13 protein-coding genes are annotated in these 16,690 nt (G+C 68.3%); 6 read left to right on the top strand and 7 right to left on the bottom strand.

The annotated features are described in order from the left end of the window. Positions 1-74: 74 nt before the first annotated feature. On the top strand, positions 75-326 hold the full coding sequence (locus tag B3098_RS12090; RefSeq protein ID WP_056561187.1) for a hypothetical protein: 252 nt from the start codon (positions 75-77) through the stop codon (positions 324-326). On the opposite strand, the gene B3098_RS12085 is transcribed toward B3098_RS12090, so the two are convergent. Beyond that, positions 327-1,379 (bottom strand): DNA topoisomerase IB, encoded by a 1,053-nt coding sequence (locus B3098_RS12085; RefSeq protein ID WP_279974024.1) that lies wholly within the window; start codon positions 1,377-1,379, stop codon positions 327-329. A gap of 183 nt (positions 1,380-1,562) precedes the next feature. Between B3098_RS12085 and B3098_RS12080 the strand changes: the two genes are divergently transcribed. The 3 genes from B3098_RS12080 (at position 1,563) to B3098_RS12070 (ending at position 3,062) form a co-directional block, all read left to right on the top strand. Further along, positions 1,563-1,727, top strand: coding sequence for a hypothetical protein (locus B3098_RS12080; RefSeq protein WP_167427925.1), 165 nt, complete (start codon positions 1,563-1,565; stop codon positions 1,725-1,727). Between the two features lie 46 nt (positions 1,728-1,773). Continuing rightward, positions 1,774-1,926, top strand: coding sequence for a DUF3309 family protein (locus tag B3098_RS12075; RefSeq protein WP_076520934.1), 153 nt, complete (start codon positions 1,774-1,776; stop codon positions 1,924-1,926). Positions 1,927-2,105: 179 nt separating this feature from the next. Continuing rightward, entirely contained in the window at positions 2,106-3,062 is a 957-nt protein-coding gene (locus B3098_RS12070; RefSeq protein WP_286896405.1) for a 2-hydroxyacid dehydrogenase, read from the top strand. A gap of 150 nt (positions 3,063-3,212) precedes the next feature. On the opposite strand, the gene B3098_RS12065 is transcribed toward B3098_RS12070, so the two are convergent. Together B3098_RS12065 and B3098_RS12060 are read right to left on the bottom strand one after the other, a co-directional pair. Continuing rightward, positions 3,213-4,049, bottom strand: a complete 837-nt coding sequence (locus tag B3098_RS12065; protein ID WP_279974032.1) for a universal stress protein — start codon at positions 4,047-4,049, stop codon at positions 3,213-3,215. A gap of 115 nt (positions 4,050-4,164) precedes the next feature. Beyond that, entirely contained in the window at positions 4,165-6,300 is a 2,136-nt protein-coding gene (locus B3098_RS12060; protein WP_286896402.1) for an FUSC family protein, read from the bottom strand. 299 nt (positions 6,301-6,599) lie between these two features. Between B3098_RS12060 and B3098_RS12055 the strand changes: the two genes are divergently transcribed. Further along, entirely contained in the window at positions 6,600-7,511 is a 912-nt protein-coding gene (locus B3098_RS12055; protein WP_286896399.1) for an EAL domain-containing protein, read from the top strand. 163 nt (positions 7,512-7,674) lie between these two features. Continuing rightward, the gene (locus tag B3098_RS12050; RefSeq protein WP_191577107.1) at positions 7,675-7,851 is read left to right on the top strand and encodes a hypothetical protein; all 177 of its coding nucleotides are present in this window, start codon (positions 7,675-7,677) and stop codon (positions 7,849-7,851) included. 127 nt (positions 7,852-7,978) lie between these two features. On the opposite strand, the gene treY is transcribed toward B3098_RS12050, so the two are convergent. The 4 genes from treY to glgX are packed head-to-tail and all read right to left on the bottom strand — an operon-like array spanning position 7,979 to position 16,690. Next, a complete protein-coding gene (gene treY / locus B3098_RS12045; RefSeq protein ID WP_286896394.1) occupies positions 7,979-10,606 on the bottom strand; it encodes a malto-oligosyltrehalose synthase in 2,628 nt (875 codons plus the stop codon). Next, entirely contained in the window at positions 10,603-12,798 is a 2,196-nt protein-coding gene (gene malQ / locus B3098_RS12040) for a 4-alpha-glucanotransferase (RefSeq protein ID WP_286896391.1), read from the bottom strand. Before malQ ends, treY begins: the two co-directional genes overlap by 4 nt. Further along, a complete protein-coding gene (gene treZ / locus B3098_RS12035) occupies positions 12,795-14,582 on the bottom strand; it encodes a malto-oligosyltrehalose trehalohydrolase (protein WP_286896389.1) in 1,788 nt (595 codons plus the stop codon). Before treZ ends, malQ begins: the two co-directional genes overlap by 4 nt. Continuing rightward, positions 14,579-16,690: a glycogen debranching protein GlgX gene (gene glgX, locus B3098_RS12030; RefSeq protein ID WP_286896385.1), complete on the bottom strand. Its 2,112-nt coding sequence runs from the start codon at positions 16,688-16,690 to the stop codon at positions 14,579-14,581. Before glgX ends, treZ begins: the two co-directional genes overlap by 4 nt.

The raw sequence follows: 16,690 nt of genomic DNA, 5'->3' as shown, positions 1-16,690 counted from the left end.
ATTTGAAGGTCTTGACAGTTTGTCCAGCGGGCGAGGGGCCGTAGGATGAAGGTTCGCACTGGCTGGAGACCACCATGAAACCTTCGTCCGCACCCAAATCCACCCCGTCGGCGCGCGCCGACAAATCCGCGCAGGACAACGCTAAGATACTGCCGCCGAGCGGTCCCGTCGACGTGCCGAATCTACCGGACAAACCCGATGCCGATACGCCCGACGAGGCCGCCCGCGACAAGCGCGAAGTCGTCGACAACAAGACCGAGTCGAACTGGGCCGACGGTTCCGCGCCGCAGCCCCGTGCCAAAAACGCGCGCTCGTCGATCTTCTGATTACGCATCGGCCGCCTGCTGTTCATGAAGGAAAGCGAGCAGGCGCCGCTCGTCGGCGCTGAGCCCGCGTGGGCCCGCCGGCGCGGCCTTGCGGGCCGGCAACGTGCCGGTCAGGTAGGCTTCCATGATCGCCGGATGCACGTAACACGCGCGGCAGACGGCCGGCGTATTGGCTAGACGCTTGGACACCTGTTTGATGACGTCCACGGCCTCCTGTTTGGATTGGCGCTCGTCCTCGAACGGACGCGCCTGCAGCGCGGCATAGGCCATGACCGACCCCGCCCAGGTGCGATAGTGTTTCGCGGTGTATTCCCCGCCACCTGCGTGGCGCAGGTAGGCGTTGACCGCGCCCGAATCCACCGGACGCTTGTCGCCGTCCGCATCCAGATATTGAAATAGCTGCTGGCCGGGAATGTCGAGGCATTGCTTGATGATGCGGGCGACCCGCCGGTCCGTGACCGTGACATCGTGCGCCACGCCGCTCTTGCCCTGAAACCGGAACCGGAAGCGGCTGCCGGCCACGGTGGTGTGGCGACGCGTCAGCGTCGTGAGGCCGTAGGATTTGTTTGCCCGCGCGTATTCGCGTCCGCCAATGCGGATCAGCGTGATCTCCAGCAGGCGCACCAGTACGGCAATCACCTTGTCCTGCGTCAGGCCCGGAATCTTCATGTCGCGCTCGACCTGGCGCCGGATGCGCGGCAGGGCATGGCCGAAGGAAAGGAGATTCTTGTACTTGGTGGCATCGCGCACCGCCGTCCAATCCGGGTGGTAGCGGTACTGCTTGCGGCCACGCGCGTCGCGCGCCGTAGCCTGCAGGTGCCCATCCTTCAACGGACAGATCCACACGTTTTCGTAGGCCGGCGGAATCGCCAGCGCGTTGATGCGCTGGATTTCCGATTCGTTGGTGATACGGGCGCCTTTCTCGTCCAGGTAGTGGAACGTATGGCCATTCACCCGCACGCGGGTATAGCCGGGTTCCGTGTCGTCCACATAGGTCAGCGCCGCCTCTTCGACGGGCAGGGGATCCGGGTCCTTTTGCGTGCGGGTGCTCATTCAATCTCCGGGTGCGCGCGGTAGCGCCCCGACCCAGCATGCCGCGTTCCCGAACGCCCCGCGCCGGGCGGCGCGCGGGTTTGGGCACGGCGCTTGCTGAAGGCGTTGTCGGCAATGGTGCTACCGGAACCGCCCGCCGGACCGGCAGCGCCCCCCGCGAGAGAATCTTCAGAGGAGAGTGCAATGCAAACCGTCCTGCAACTACATGTGCCGCCGAAGCCGGACCCGATTCCGCCCGGCTCGCCGCCGGGCGACCTGCCCGTGGACCCGGATACCGATGAGCCGGACGTGGATCTGCCGCCGCTGTCGCCGCCGGTCAAGGAAATCGTGCCGCCGAAAGACGCTTGAGGCGTCGCTCTTACACAACTCGAATCAATAAGACCAAGGAGTCATTATGTCGACCATCCTGCTGATCATCCTGATCCTGCTGCTTATCGGCGCCGTGCCTGCGTGGCCCCATAGCCGTAGCTGGGGCTATTACCCCAGCGGCCTGCTTGGCATCGTCGTGATCGTGCTCATTGTGTTGCTGCTGATGGGACGCATATAGCGCCTTGACGCGCTGACGGCCGCCGGGCGCGTGCGCGCGTCTGGCGGGCCGCATCAGGATGGACTGCGGCGGCACACGCCGCATCGGTGGGCCATCCCGGCGCAGTCCTGGCGCGCTCGCCGCGTCGGGCGTAAGATCTGCGGGTTTCAGCAGCAACCCACATAGACCCGCAGCCCGACATGAGCATCCCCTTATTGATCCTGATCGACAGCGTTCAGGACTATCTTCCCGTCATCGAATCCCAGGGCTTTCGCCCGATCCTCGCCACCACCGACCAGACCCGCGCCCAGGCCATCCAGGACCACGGCGCCGGGATTCTTGCCGTCCTGACGCGCGGCGCCACCGGCCTGCGCGCTGATGAAATGGCGGCGCTGCCCCAATTGAGCATCGTGTGCTCGCTGGGTGTCGGCTATGAAAATATCGACCTTGCTGCGGCGCACGCGCGTGGCATCGAGGTCACGAATGGTCCCGGCGCCAACGCCGTGTCCGTTGCCGACCACGCGATGGCGTTGCTGCTGGGCGCCGCGCGCCGGCTGCCGCAGGCTGACGCCTGGGTCCGGCAGGGACACTGGAGCGGGTTCATGGGCCCGCAGGTCAGCGGCAAGCGGCTGGGCATTCTGGGCCTGGGCACGATCGGCCTGGAAATCGCCCGTCGCGGCGCGAACGGCTTCGGCATGAGCGTGGGGTATTACAACCGCCGCGCCCGTCCTGAGTCCGGCTACACGTATTTCGACAATCCGCGCGCGCTGGCGGCCGAGTCCGATTTTCTGGTGGTGGCCACGCCCGGCGGCGCCGGCACGCATCATCTGGTGGACGCCGGCGTGCTGGAGGCGCTGGGGCCGGACGGCTATCTGATCAACATCGCGCGCGGCAGCGTGGTCGACACCGACGCGTTGATTGCCGCGCTGGCCGAAAAGCGCATTGCCGGCGCCGGACTGGATGTGGTGGACGGCGAGCCGAACATCCCCGATGCGCTCAAGCAACTGGACAACGTGGTGTTGACGCCGCACAGCGCAGGGCGTTCGCCGGAAGCGGTAGCGGCGACCGTGGCGCTGTTCCTGGAAAACGCCACGGCGCATTTTGCCGGCAAGCCCGTGCTGACGCCGGTTCGGGACGCGAATCTCGTGGCTGCGTGAAGCCGGGCGGCCGTTTGCTGACGCGATCGTGGCGTTGGTGGACGCGCCGATGTTGAATGCGCCGACGCCGCGTCCTTGGTGGACGCGGCGTCGGCGTTTGTGCAGCCACGGGGCGCAGCTACGGAGTGCAGCTACCGCGCGGCTGCGCCGTCAGTGCGAGAACATGATCGGCACCGTCATGCTCTTCAGGATGGAGGCGGTGGCGCCGCCCATCGCCCATTCCCGGAATTTGCTGTGGCCGTACGCGCCCATGACAATCAGGTCGGCGCTGTAATCGGCGGCGGCGTTCAAGATGGTGCTGCCGACGCCAACGCCCTTGATGTCGCGGCGCACGTGGTCCGGCGCGGAAATGCCGTGCGCCACGAAGTAGGTGACCAGATCTTCGAAGGGGATGGATTCGACGTTGCGGGTGGCCGCGCCTTCGTCCATGGTCAGCACGACCACATGCGAGGCGCCTTGCAGCAGCGGGGTGGCATCGGCCAGTGCGCGGGCGGCTTCGCGGCTGCCGTCCCAGCAGAGCAGGACGCGGTCGCCGACGACCGGGAATTCGCCGCTGGACGGCACCACCAGGACGGGGCGCCCGGCGGTCAGCAGGGTTTGTTCGACGAATTCGTTTTCGTGGGCGGCCTCGACGTCGTCGCGGTTTTGCTGGCTGACGATGATGAGGTCGCTGGCCCGGCCGTGCAGGGCGACGGTGGCGCTGGGCGAGGATTCACCGGCGCGGACGACGGCCGGTACGTCTGCGATGGCGGCGGATTCCAGAAAGGCGTTCTGCACCTCGCCCCGGTTCTGGGCCTGCAGGTTCTTCATGATGTTGAGCGTGCGCGACATCATGACGGATTCGCCGTAGTAGTACTGCGGCGGCGCGGAGCTGGCGTAGACCCCCACCAGTTCGGCCTTGTGGCGCTTGGCCAGGTCCAGCGCCAGCGCGGTGCGGCGCTTGCAGTCAAACCCGTGGTCCAGGTGGACGGAAATGCGGCGGTACATGGTGGGCCTCCTTGGTTGAACAAGCCATGTCCGTATGGTTGCCGTTTAACCAGGGCGCTCCATTGATGCGCATCAAGCCGGTTGGAGTTTCGCCCCGCCGGCTCAATGCAAGCCGCTATTGCGGCGCCGGATCCCGCTGCACGCGCTCGCGCAGTTGGCGGATCTGGCGCGCCTGCTGTGCGATGCGGTCCAGCGGCGCGGCCAGCGCCGGTTCCGCCGCGGCGATGACCGCGGGTACGGCCATGCCCCGCGCGTCGGTGACGGGCGAGGTGCTGGGTTCGGGGCCTTCAGGATGCAGCACGTGCGCCAGCACCGCGCCGTAGTCGCGCAGCGCGGCTGCCGCCGGGGATGCAGGCGGCAGCGCCGGCTGGATCTCCAGCACGGTGCCCGCCGCCGTGATGCGGCGCATGGCGTTGAGCAGATTCACGGCGGTGTCCACGTTACGCTCGCGATGCACCGGATTCTGCTGGAGCCGCTGCAGCGACGCCTCGGCGTTGTCGGCCGACAGGCAGGCAAGCCGGCGCAGGCCGACGATGTCGCGGCCGGCGGCGTCGCCGCTCTTTTCCTGCGCCAGGGCCTGCGCGTAATCGGCATGCCGCTGCAACGCGCGCGCCAGGGCGCCGGCAAGCTGCCGGGGCTCTTTCTCGGGCCAGACCAGAAAGCCGACCAGCAGCGCCAGGATGCCGCCCAGCACGCTGTTGAACGCGCGCAATGCCGCAAGCGTCGGCTCGTAGATCTCGGGCTGCTGGATGTGGCTGACCAGCACGAACTGAGACGTCAGGAAAAAGGTGTACAGCGCGTAATGGACAGTGCGTGCGGCGAACGTGCCCAGCGCGATGGGCAGGACTGCCAGCGCCACGGACAGCGGCGTGGTGAGCAACAGTCCCAGCAACGAGGCGCTGATGGCGCCGGCCACGCTGCCGATCACCCGCTCGACCGTGCGCTGCCAGGTCGTCGCAAAGTAGGGCTGCAGGATGAAGATCAGCGTCAGCGACATCCAGTAGCCGTGGTTGACGGCGAACGTCTTGGACAGCGCCACCGCAATGGTGGCGCCCACGCCGACGCGCAGCGCGTGGCGGAAGGCGTCGGATTCAAACCGCAGGTTCTGGCGCAGCGTGCGCCAGGCCTGCCGGGCGCCGGTGCCATCGCTGGCGCGGTGCGCGGGTGCGGCAGGGGTCGCGCCCAGATCGAACAACGACTGCGTCACCGCCTGGGCGTTGTGCAGCAGGCGGTCCAGCACTGGCACCACGGAGGCCAGGTCCGGCGCATAAGCCATGGCCCCGCCGCGCAGGTCGCGCAGTCCGGCGTTGTAGTGGGCCAGGCGCTCGCGCAGGCACTCGGCCTGCTTGGCGTCGCTGACGTCGGACGTGCTGGCGATCGCGTTGCATACACTGGCGTAGCGATGCAGCGCGTGCGACAGGTGCGCCCCGGCGCTGCGGCCCAGCCAGCGCGGGGCATTGGACTCCAGCAGGTCGGCGGCGGCGACCAGCGCAATGAAGCTGTCCTCGGCGCTGTCCAGCAGGTAAAGCAATTGATGCGCGCGGGCCCGGCGAGACGGGCGGGCGTCCAGCACTTCGCGGATCCGGACGCGGGCGGCTTCCAGCGCGGCCCGTTGGGCGCTGCGCTGCGGGCGGACGACGGCGCTCCAGGCCTGCGGCCCCGCGGCCGGCGCGAGGCCGGAATACATGCGGGCCAGCGCATCGGAAAAGTCCGCGAGACCCCGGTAGCAGTGGGCGACCGCATGGGTGGCGTCCTTCCAGGGCCGGCGGCGCCAGACGAGCGCCGTCATCAAAATTGCCCACACCGCGCCCGCCAGGAAGAACAACGTGTACCAGAGGCTTTCGGTGAGCGTCGGGGCCGGCAGCTCGGCGGCCACGACGAAGCCGGCCGACAGCAGCGTGCCCACGATGGCGGCGGCGGGGCCCAGCACGCGCAGCAGTCCGCCGAAGGTGCAGCACACAAAGGTCAGCGGCAACAGCACCCAGACATGTGAGGCGCTGGCGCTGGCCAACAGGCAGTACAGGGCGCCGATCAGGCCCAGCGCCAGCATTGACCCGGCGCGCTTGCGCAGCGGACCGCCGGGGTCGCCGAAGCAGGCCCAGAACGCGGCGATGGCGGTCCAGCCCAGGCGCGGTTCGTGAACCAGCACGGCAAGGATGACGGGGGCCGCGCTGATGGCGGCGGCTTGCAGGGCATCGAGCCACAGCACATTGCGCAGGGAGGCGCGCCAACGGGTAAGCAGACTAGTCACGCGGATGAGATGCAGCGGAAAAATTGGCTGGGCAGGCCGGAAAGATGGCAACCCTACCATGTCGACAAGACAAGGGCGGGAGATTGCACCACGCGGCGGAGACCCGCGGCACAAAGGCCGGACGAAGCGGCACTCGAGCCGCCCGGAAACCCGCGCCAAACATGAATTTGCGCACCTTAACACCGTTGGTTACATGTGTGTGACTTTATGGCGTGGAGAGCGCAGAATGCGTCAATATCGTGTCCCGATCTGCGCCCGGACAGCGCAGGCAACTGTCGGGACGCATCTGGAGCAAGCCGATGATCAATACCGAGTCTTGCCAACAACCCGTGGTCAGCGATGCGGAAATTACCGCCATGATCACCGGACGCGATGGGCTGCGCGTACTCTTGCAGCCGCAAGTCGACCTGCTCACAGGTCGCATCGTTTCTGCCGAAGCGCTGGTGCGCTGGCAGCATCCGCAACTGGGCATCGTCATGCCTGCCGACTTCATCCCTGCGGTGAACCGGCTGGGGCTGGACGGCATGCTGTTTGAGCGCGTATGCGTGCGGGTCATCGACGCGCTGCAGACGCTGCGCCGCGTCGGCGTGGCCGTGCCGCTGGCGATCAACGCGCCCGCCACGACACTGTCCGAACTGCGCTGCGTGGATTTCCTGCTTGACCGCGTACGCGCCGCGGAACTTCCCCCGTCGCTGGTGCGCGTCGAACTGACCGAAGACCAGCCCATCCACGACCTGGATGTGCTGCGCGCGTCGCTGCTGCGGCTGGAAGAGGCGGGCTGCGAGGTCAGTCTGGACGACTTCGGCACCGGCCATGCGTCACTGAAGCTGCTGTCCGCGCTTCCCCTGTCCGAAGTGAAGATCGACCAGTATTTCGTCACGCGCATGCGGCGCAGCGCCGTTGCCTTCGAGGTTCTGCGCACCGCTGCGGAGCTGGCGACCCGACTGGGCTGGCGCGTGGTCGCGGAAGGCGTGGAGAACGTGGCCGACATACCCGCTCTGCGTGCGGCCGGATGCCGCTATGGGCAGGGGTTCTCATTGGGCCGACCCATGCCGCTGGACGAATTGATTCTGCGCCTGCGCACGCAGCGGGACGGCGGCGAGCCGCTGGCGGCGCCCGCCGCCTATGCGTCGTCTTGGCTGGATGCGTTCGACGGTCCCAGCCAGGAAGCGGAACCGGGCCGCCCGGTTGTGCACTCCACCTTGCTGTAGCGCCTGTGCAAGGGTAGTTTTTACCGATCGGCGCGGGAATTGCGCCCGCTGCCTCCGTCCCCGGAAACAGCCATCCCCGCTTCCCCCCAGCGCACCGGGTTGGGCACGGCGGTTGCTCAAGGATAAGGGCGGAATATCTCCGCTTCTATTCAGGAGACGTGTAATGGCCAACCAGAACCAACCCGACCAGCAGAAGCAACCGCAAAAGCAACAATCCCAGGAGAATCCCCGGGACCGCAACCAGCAGGGGCAGCAACCCGGCCAATCGGGTCAGCAGATGGAAAAAGACCGTAATCAGCAGGGTCAGTCTTCCAATCAGCAAAACAAGACTCAGCGCTAAATGCGTTGGCTACGCCAGCCGCGTGACCAGCGCGCGGCTGTTTGCGTAGTACTTGACGGCCCCGGCCGCGTCCCCCTCCGTGACGCGTCCGGGGCCGAATTGCATTTGGAAGCTGTTGACCGCCGCCCTAGGCAGACAGGCAGAGTACGGCTGGCCCGTTGCGAAGCAACTCCATCATCGGCAGCAGCCCGTCGGCGCCAGCGCGCACGCGGCGTCCTGTCAGGGCGTCGTGCAGTGACAGGCCGGGAATGCCGTCGGGCAGGCGCAGCGCCGTGTCGCCCCAGAATCCTCGCGCCCCGGCGGCATCGCCCCGCGCATACCCGGCCAACTGCAGCGCGCACGTCCGCGCGCCGACGATGAGGGCGGTCTGGCCGCCGTGCTGCCGCACATAAGCCAGCACGTGACCGGCTTGCGGGCCCTGCGCCGAAACAGCCTGGAAGCTGCCGCCCGCGAAAGGCTCGGGTGCCCGCTGGCGGGCCATCAGCAGCCGGTGGATCAACGCCTGCTTGACTGCACCCGTGCGCCAGGCCGATTCGGACAGGTCCATCGCTACGTCGTGCGAAGCATCCGCGAGCAGCTTGGCGCGCAGGGCGTAATCGACCGGCCGGCGATTGTCGGGGTCGACCAGACTGAAATCCCACAGATCCGTGCCCTGATAAAGATCCGGCACGCCCGGCAACGTATTGCGCAGCAGCGTTTGCGTGAAACTGTTGACCATCCCGGCTGGCGCAATGTCGAGCGCAAAGGCGGCAATGCTGGCCAGCACGCGGCGGCCTTCGGGATCACCGCCCAGCCATGCCAGGCATTCTTTCGCGGCGGCTTCGTAGGTGGGATCCTGATCGGTCCAGCTCGTGTGCAGCTTGGCCTCGCGCAGGGCCTTTTCCTGCCATTGGCCGATCCGGTCCAGCCATTGCTGCAGGGCGTCGGGCGCCCAGTCGGCCGGGTCCGCACGCCATTCGCAGGGCCAGGCGCCGATCAGCGTCTGGATGAGCATGTAGCGGTCTGCGCGGCTGATGCCGCCGGGCAATGCGTCTATCCAGCCTCGCGCCGCTTCCTGCCAGCGGTCGGGCATCTCGGACAGGACGGCGAGCCGCATCCGCGTATCTTCGCCGCGCTTGTGGTCGTGCGTGGCGGTGGCCAGCATGGCGCGGGGATGCGTCCGCGCGCGGGCGGCGCTGGCGGCGAAGAAGTTCTCGGCGGACAGGCTGAAGCAGCCCGGCGACGCGCCAACCTCGTTGCGCGACAGCAGCGGGCCGTATCGGTAGAAGAGGGTGTCTTCCAGCGCCTTGGCTGCCAGCGGCGGCGTCAATTGCTGGAAGCGGCGCAGGGCGGTGGGGTGATCCGTTTCGCCGTTCAACCACTGCGCAAGTTGCGCCAGCAGCGTCGTGTCGGCGGAGCCTTCGCGGGCCGCCATCGCCGTCGCCGCGCCCTGGACCGCGATCTCGCGCTGCTGCGCGTCTGCCGGGTTGCGGCCCTCGTCCTCCGCATAGGTGCGGTACACGGGGAAGGCGGCCAACAGGGCGCTCAGCGCGCGGTCGATCGCCGTGGCGGTCCAGTCGCGCGTGCGCAGGTCGCGAGCGGCGATCTGTTCCAGGCAGCGCACCAGCGCCTGCCTTTCCGCCGGGAAATGGCGGGCAAGCATGCGCACCCGCGCTGCGCGCAACTGTTCGGCGGGGTCGCGCTCATCGCCGGTCAGCGTTTGCCAGAACTCCCGCAGCGGCGCTTCGGCCTGCGGGTCGTGCAGCACCGCGCTCACCTGATCCATGAAGTCGTAGCCGGTGGTGCCGTCCGTCAGCCAGCGCGGGTCCAGCGCCTCGTCATGCGCCAGGATCTTTTCGATCACAAGGTAGGGCTGGTCCTGGCGCAGCGCCGCGGGGCGGTTGGCGTTGGCCTGCTCAAGCCGCGCCGACAGTCGGCGCAGATACCCGCCCGGCGACGCCAGCCCATCGATATGGTCGATGCGCAGGCCGTCGAGGACGCCTTGCGCGTACAGCCGCAGGACCAGCGCGTGCACGGCATCGAACACCGCTTCTTCCTCGACGCGCACGCCGACCAGTTCGCTGATCTCAAAGAAGCGCCGCCAGTTGATCTGGTCCGGCGCCGTGCGCCACCACGCAAGACGGTAGTGCTGGCGTTCCAGCAGTTCATGCAGGCGCTGACGGCCGCCGGGCTGAGCCGGGTCGTGCTCGCGCAGCCAGGCCTGGCGCTCGGCGCCGCGATGCACGGACGACGGTGTCAGCGGGAAGCGTTGTCCATGCACGTCCAGCTCGGGGGTGGACGCGCCGGTGTCCCATTGCGGCGTGATGGCGCCGTGCTCCAGCGCCGCGCCGTACGGGTCGCCCAGCACCGGCAGCAGCACCTTGTTGCGCAGTGCCGGCGCGGGCGGGTTCCATTCGATATCGAAGTAGCCCGAGAACGCGCTTGCCCGTCCATTGGCCAGCACGTCGCGCCACCACGCGTTAGCGGGATTTGCCGCCATGTGATTGGGCACGATGTCCGCGATCAGGCCCAGGCCGCGTGCGCGTGCGGCGCTGGCCAGACGGAGCAGGGCGGGCTCGCCGCCCAGTTCCGGACTGACGACGGCATGGTCGATGACGTCGTAGCCGTGGGTGGAGCCCTCGCGCGCGCGCGTGATGGGCGACAGATACAGATGACTGACGCCCAGGTCTGCGTAATAGTCCACCTGCGCGCACGCCTCATCGAGCGTGAATCCTGCATGCAGTTGCAGGCGGGCGGTGGCTAGCGGTGTGCTCAAGATTGTCTCCTTCCGGCGCGCGCGGCATCCAGGCGGGTTTGCGCGGCGGGGTCTGCAAAGGTCGCGCGGATGCTCAAGGGCAAACGCTGGCGCCAGTTAGGGTGGGTGTCGATGGTGCCCGGCAGGTTCGGCTGATCCAGAACGCCGGCGATGTCTTCCATCGGCACCAGCAGCAGCGGGCAGGGACTGGACGACACAAAGCGCAACAGCTCGGGGACCGGCGCCTCGTCGGGCGGTGCTTCGACATCGAGGTCCAGGGCGCGGCAGAGCATCTCCCGGTCCTGCGCGCGGGCGGCCCGCAGGCTTGCCTCGTCGTCGTCGGCGCCCAGCAGATCGAGTTTGACGCGCCAGTCGATGTCGCGCGCTTCCCACCAGCCGAGCAGTGTCGGCAGGTCGTGGGTGGTGGTCATGGCGGCGGCGTTCTCGGGCCATTCGGCGGGCGGCGTGAATCCGGCAGGCGATTCGGCGTCCACTTCGTCCGGGCCCACTTCTTCTGCACCCGCAGCATGGGAGCGTGGCGCCTTTGCACCTTCGGCCCCCGCTTCCGGCTGCGCTTGCGGCGCCTGGCGCATGAACCACAGCACATTCATGCCGAGCACGCCGTTGTCTTTCAGCCGGTCGTCAAACCCTTCGGGCACCGTGCCCAGGTTTTCGCCGATGGCGCAGGCGCGGTGGCGCCACGCCTCCAGCGCAATCAGCGCCAGTATCTCGTCCAGCGGGTAGCGCAGATAGGCGCCGTCGGCGGGCGACGCGCCTTCCGGCACCAGCCACAGCCGCGCCATGCCCAGGATGTGATCGATGCGCACGCCGCCCGTGTGGGCCAGCACCGCGCGCAGCATCTCGATGAACGCGGCGTAGCCGTTCGCGTGCAGCGCGCGCGGCGAAAACGCGGTCAGGCCCCAGCCCTGTCCAAGCGGGTTGTAGATGTCAGGCGGCGCGCCGACCGACATGCCGCGCATCAGGTCGGCCTGCCGGCTCCATGCGTGGCTGCCGTCCGGACTGGCGCCCACTGCCAGGTCGGCAAGCAGGCCAAGACGCATGCCGGCCTCGCGGCCGGCCGCGTGTGCCGCGGCCAGGTTTTCCGCTGCGAGCCACTGCGCGAACTGATGAAAGTCCACCTCAAGCGGATGGTCCTGCGCAAAACGCCTGACCTGGGACGAGGCCGGATCGCGCAGGGCGGCCGGCCATTTCTGCCACGGCGGGATGGTGCCGTCCGGCGCGCGCTGCGCGGCATGCAGCGCTTCGAATATCGCGTGGTCGCGCAGCGCCTGGCCGCGGTCTTCGCAGAACTGCGCGTAGCGCGCCCGCTGGCTGTCGGCGCCGCTGCGCCCAAACTCCCCATGCAGCGCGCGCAGCACCTGCAACCGGATCGCGGCGGCCGCCGGCCAATCGATGAGATCCAGCCCGTCCAACGCGGTGAGTTCGGCGGGCTCCACACCGGACAGCGCGCGCATCATCGCGTCCTGCCCGAGTACCGAGGCGGGTGCCGCGTACAGCACGTTCAGGAAGAGGCGGTTGGACGGCGAATACGGGCTGGAGCGCTCGGGTTGTGCCGTGTACATCGCGTGGACGGGGCTGATGGCCAGCATGTCCGCGCCTTGCTCCGCGGCGGCCACCGCCAGTTCGCGCAGCGCGCCGAAATCGCCGAAGCCGTGGGTGCGCGGCACGGCGGCACGCGCATCCTGGCGCAGGCTGTAGACCTGCGCGGCCAGACCCCAGCAGCGCGGGCTGGCCGCGCCGGTCAGGTCGGCCAGGCTGGGCGCCTTTAGCGGGGCAACCGCCAGCGTCGCCTCGGCCGATGACAGCAGCAGGCGGTGATAGCCGGGTTCGTCAGGCGCAACCAGGCAGGGCACGCCGTCCGCGCCCGCCTGTATGTGGCCGTCCAGGATGCGGCCGGAATCGCACAGGATGCGATACGGCCCGCGCGCCGTCTTGGGCAATGCGGTGCGGGCGTTGCAGCGCGTCACCACCATGGGCGGCAGGGCGTCCGCGGCCTGCTCCGCCAGCCGGCGGCGGCTGTCCTCGATATCGCGGGCCGTGGCGGCCGGAAGGTCCATGGCGGCCAGCAGCGCACGCAACGTATCAGGCGACACCTGTTGCGGCCGCTGCCGAGCATCCGACCAGTGCTCCGCGATGCCGGCGTCTTGGGCCAATGCGGATAAGCCGTCCGGCTCGGCCTTGGCGCGCTTCATGCCGGTTCCTCCAGCAGCCACACGGTGCAATCCGGGCACAGCTCGCCTTGTGCGAGGCGGTCACGTCCGCCGGCGGGTGATTCGAACAGCAGCGTCGCGAACACGTCCGGGCCGGGCATGAGCGATTCCGGGACGGTCTGAGGCATGGGTCCCAGGTTGGAGTAGACCGTCAGGCGGGCGCCGTCGGCCAGTTCCCAACGGGCGAAGACGCTGCGATCGCCGACCGCCGCGGCACCCAGGCTGACCGCACCCGCCAGGCGCGGCGCAATCGACCGCGCCCGCAGTTGCAGTAGCGCGGAATAGTCGCGCATCCACTCGGCCGCATCCGGCTCGTCCTGCCAGGGCGAACTGGCGTGGTAGGTGGATTCGTCGTTCGGGTCGGGCAACTGCGCGGTGGGCGAGTCGCCCGCAAACTCCGGAAAGGCCGAGAACTCGCGCTGTCGGCCGTCTCGCACGGCCTGCGCCAGTTCCGGGTCGGTATGGCTCGTGAAGTACAGGAACGGCGCGCGCGATCCCCGTTCCTCGCCCATGAAGATCAAGGGGATTTGCGGCGCCAGCAGTTGCAGCGCCACGGCCGCCCGCAGCCGCTGGGTGTTGTCGACCAGGGCGGTCAGCCGTTCGCCGCGTGCGCGGTTGCCGGTCTGGTCATGGTTTTGCAGGAACAGCACGAAGGCGGTGGGTGGCAGGTCCGCGCTGCGCTCGCCCCGCGGCTGGCCACCGCGATAGGGCGACGGCTGGCCTTGGTACACCCAGCCCTCGGCCAGGCAGCGGGCCAGCGCCTGCGCGGGCGCCTCGGCGTAGTCGGCGTAATAGCCACGCGATTCGCCGGTCAGCAGATGGTGGAGCACATGGTGCGCATCGTCGTTCCATTGCGCCTCGAAGTCGCCGCGCAGCAGGCTGGCGCGGTTGTCGTCGTTTTCAACGACCAGATGCACGTTGCGCTCGGCCGAGACGCCATCGCGCACGAAGCGGGCCAGCTCGTGCAGCCACTCGTGTCCGGCGATGGCGTGGACGGCGTCCAGACGCAGGCCGTCGAAGCGGTATTCGGTCAGCCAGTACAGCGCGTTTTCCTTGAAGTACGTGCTGACGGCTTCCTGGCGGAAGTCGATGGCGGCGCCCCACGGCGTATCGATGTCGGAGCGGAAGAAGGGCGCGGCGTAGCCGGACAGATAATTGCCGTCCGGCCCGAAGTGGTTGTAGACCACGTCCAGCATCACACCCATGCCGTGGCCATGCGCTGCGTCGATGAGCTGTTTCAGGTCGTCCGGCGAGCCGTATGCCGTGTCGGGCGCATACGGCAGCACGCCGTCGTAGCCCCAGTTCCGTTCGCCGGGAAAATCGGCGATGGGCATGAGTTCCAGCATGGTGATGCCCATGGCCGCCAGTTCAGGCAACCGCGCGATCAGGCCTGCGTAGCCGCCGGCCAGACCCGCGTGGACCTCGTAGATGACCGTTTCTTCCCACGGCCTGCCGGTCCACTCCGGATGGCGCCAGCGGTAGGCGCCAGGCTCCACGACGATGCTGTCGCCATGAACGTCGCCGTCCTGAAGGCGGGAGGCGGGATCGGGCATGACGGTGTTCTCGTCCAGCCGATAGTGGTAGCGCGAGCCCGGCGCGCAGTCCACGTCGGCCTGCGCGTAGCCGTCCGGGCCGGGGCGCATCGGAATGGGCGGATGGCCCTCGACCTCCAACGCGAGGCCGGGCGGGGCGCTGGGCGCCCACAGCCGGAAGCGCGTGACGCCGCTTTCCAGCGGAATCGCGCCATAGGAATATGAATGCGTCATGGCGCTTCTCCGGGTTCCGCACGCTGGGCCAGCAGGACCAGGCTATGCGGGGCCACCGTCACGGTCGGCTCGTCCCACGGCGCGGGCGCGGCGGGCTTGTCCGAATCCAGCTCCAGCGACCAGGCGATCGCGGGCTCCGGCAGCGTGAAGGTGACCGCTTCGTGGGTAGGGTTCATCAGCAACAGCGTCACGTCGGCGCCGCCTTCGGGGCGCTGCGCGGCGCGCCGCAAGCCCATCACGCGTTCCTGCTCCGCTTCCCAGGCCGGACCGTCCAGCTGCGCGCCCGAAGCGTCGAACCAGGAAATCGCGGGGATGCCCGGCAGAATCTCTTGGCCGGCATCGCCGTAGCGGGCGCTGCGCACGCTGGGATGCGCGCGGCGCAACGCGGTCAGGCGGCCGACATAGCGGCTGAGCGCCCGGCCAGCGTCGCTCTGCGCCTGCGTCCAGTCCAGCCACGAAATCGGGTTGTCCTGGCAGTAGGCGTTGTTGTTGCCTTCCTGGCTGTTGCCGAATTCGTCGCCGGCCAGCAGCATCGGCGTGCCGTCGGACAGCATGGCCGATCCCAGCAGCGCGCGCTGCACGCGGCCGCGCGTCTCCAGGATTTGCGGATCGTCGGTGGGCCCTTCGGCGCCCCAGTTGTGACTGAAATTCTCGGAATGGCCGTCGTTGCCGTCCTCGCCGTTGGCCTCGTTATGGCGGCCGTCGTAGCTGACGATGTCTGCCAGCGTAAAGCCGTCGTGCGAGGCCACGTAGTTGACGGTCGACCAGGGGCGGCGATGGCGGCGGTCGAAGATGTCGCGCGACCCGCACAGCCGGGCCGCCATGTCACCGCGCATGCCCTCGTCACCGCGCCAGAAGCGGCGGGTGGTGTCGCGGAACTTGTCGTTCCACTCCGCGAACCCGGGCGGATGGTTGCCCAGCTGGTAGCCATCCGGGCCGATGTCCCACGGCTCGGAAATGAGCTTGAGCTTGGACAGGACCGGGTCCTGCAGGATGACGTCAAAGAACCCCGAGCCGGGATCGTACCCGTTGCCCTCGCGACCCAGCGTCACGCCCAGGTCGAAGCGAAAGCCGTCCACGCCGTAGGACGTGGCCCAATAGCGCAGCGAGTCGGTCACCATCTGCAGGACGCGCGGATGCGACATGTTGACCGTGTTGCCGCAGCCGGTGTCATTGATGTAGTAGCGCTCTTCGCCCGGCATCAGGCGGTAATAGCTGGCGTTGTCCAGGCCGCGCCAGGACAAGGTCGGTCCCATCTCGTTGCCTTCGCAGGTGTGGTTGTAGACCACGTCCAGGATGACCTCGATGCCCGCCGCGTGCAGGCGGCGGATGGCGAGCCGCAGCTCGTTGGGGTGCTGCATCAGGTAACCGGGCTCGGGCGCAAAGTACGACAGGGTGCTGTAGCCCCAGTAATTGCGCAGGCCGCGCTCGGTCAGGAAGTGGTCCTGCAGGAAGGCATAGACGGGCAGCAGCTCTACCGCCGTCACACCGAGCCGTTGCAGATGTTCAATGAAATGCGGATCGGCCAGGGCGGCGCAGGTGCCGCGCAGCGGCTGGCGCAGGTCTTCGCGCTGCATCGAGGCGCCGCGCACGTGGACCTCGTAGATGGTGGTGTCGTTCCACGAGGTGCACGGCGCCTTGCTGTTGCCCCAGTTGAACGGGACGTCATCGGCCACGATGGCCTTGGGCATGGCGGGTGCACTGTCGCGGCGGTCAAAGCTCATGTCCGCGCGCGAGTGATTCATGCGGTAGCCAAACAGGGCGGGGCTCCAGTGCAGCGGCCCGCTCAACTGGCGGGCGTACGGGTCCAGCAGCAGCTTGTGGGGATTGAAGCGGTGCCCGTTCTGCGGATCGTACGGGCCGTGGGCCCGGTAGCCATACAGCAGGCCGGGCTGCGCATCCGGCAGGTAGCCATGCCAGATTTCGTCCGTGCATTCGGGCAGGTCGAAGCGCCGCAATTCCTTGCGGCCCTTGGGGTCGAAGATGCACAGCTCGATGCGGGTGGCGTGCGCGGAGAACACGGCGAAGTTCACGCCGAGGCCGTCGCTGGTGGCGCCCAGCGGTGTCGGCTGGCCGCCGGTGATACGGGTCAGTTGGGACGGATCCAT

This window comes from Achromobacter sp. UBA2119 (assembly GCF_002331005.1).
Taxonomy (GTDB): Bacteria; Pseudomonadota; Gammaproteobacteria; order Burkholderiales; family Burkholderiaceae_B; genus Achromobacter; species Achromobacter animicus.
This window is presented reverse-complemented; position numbering and strand designations above follow the sequence as displayed.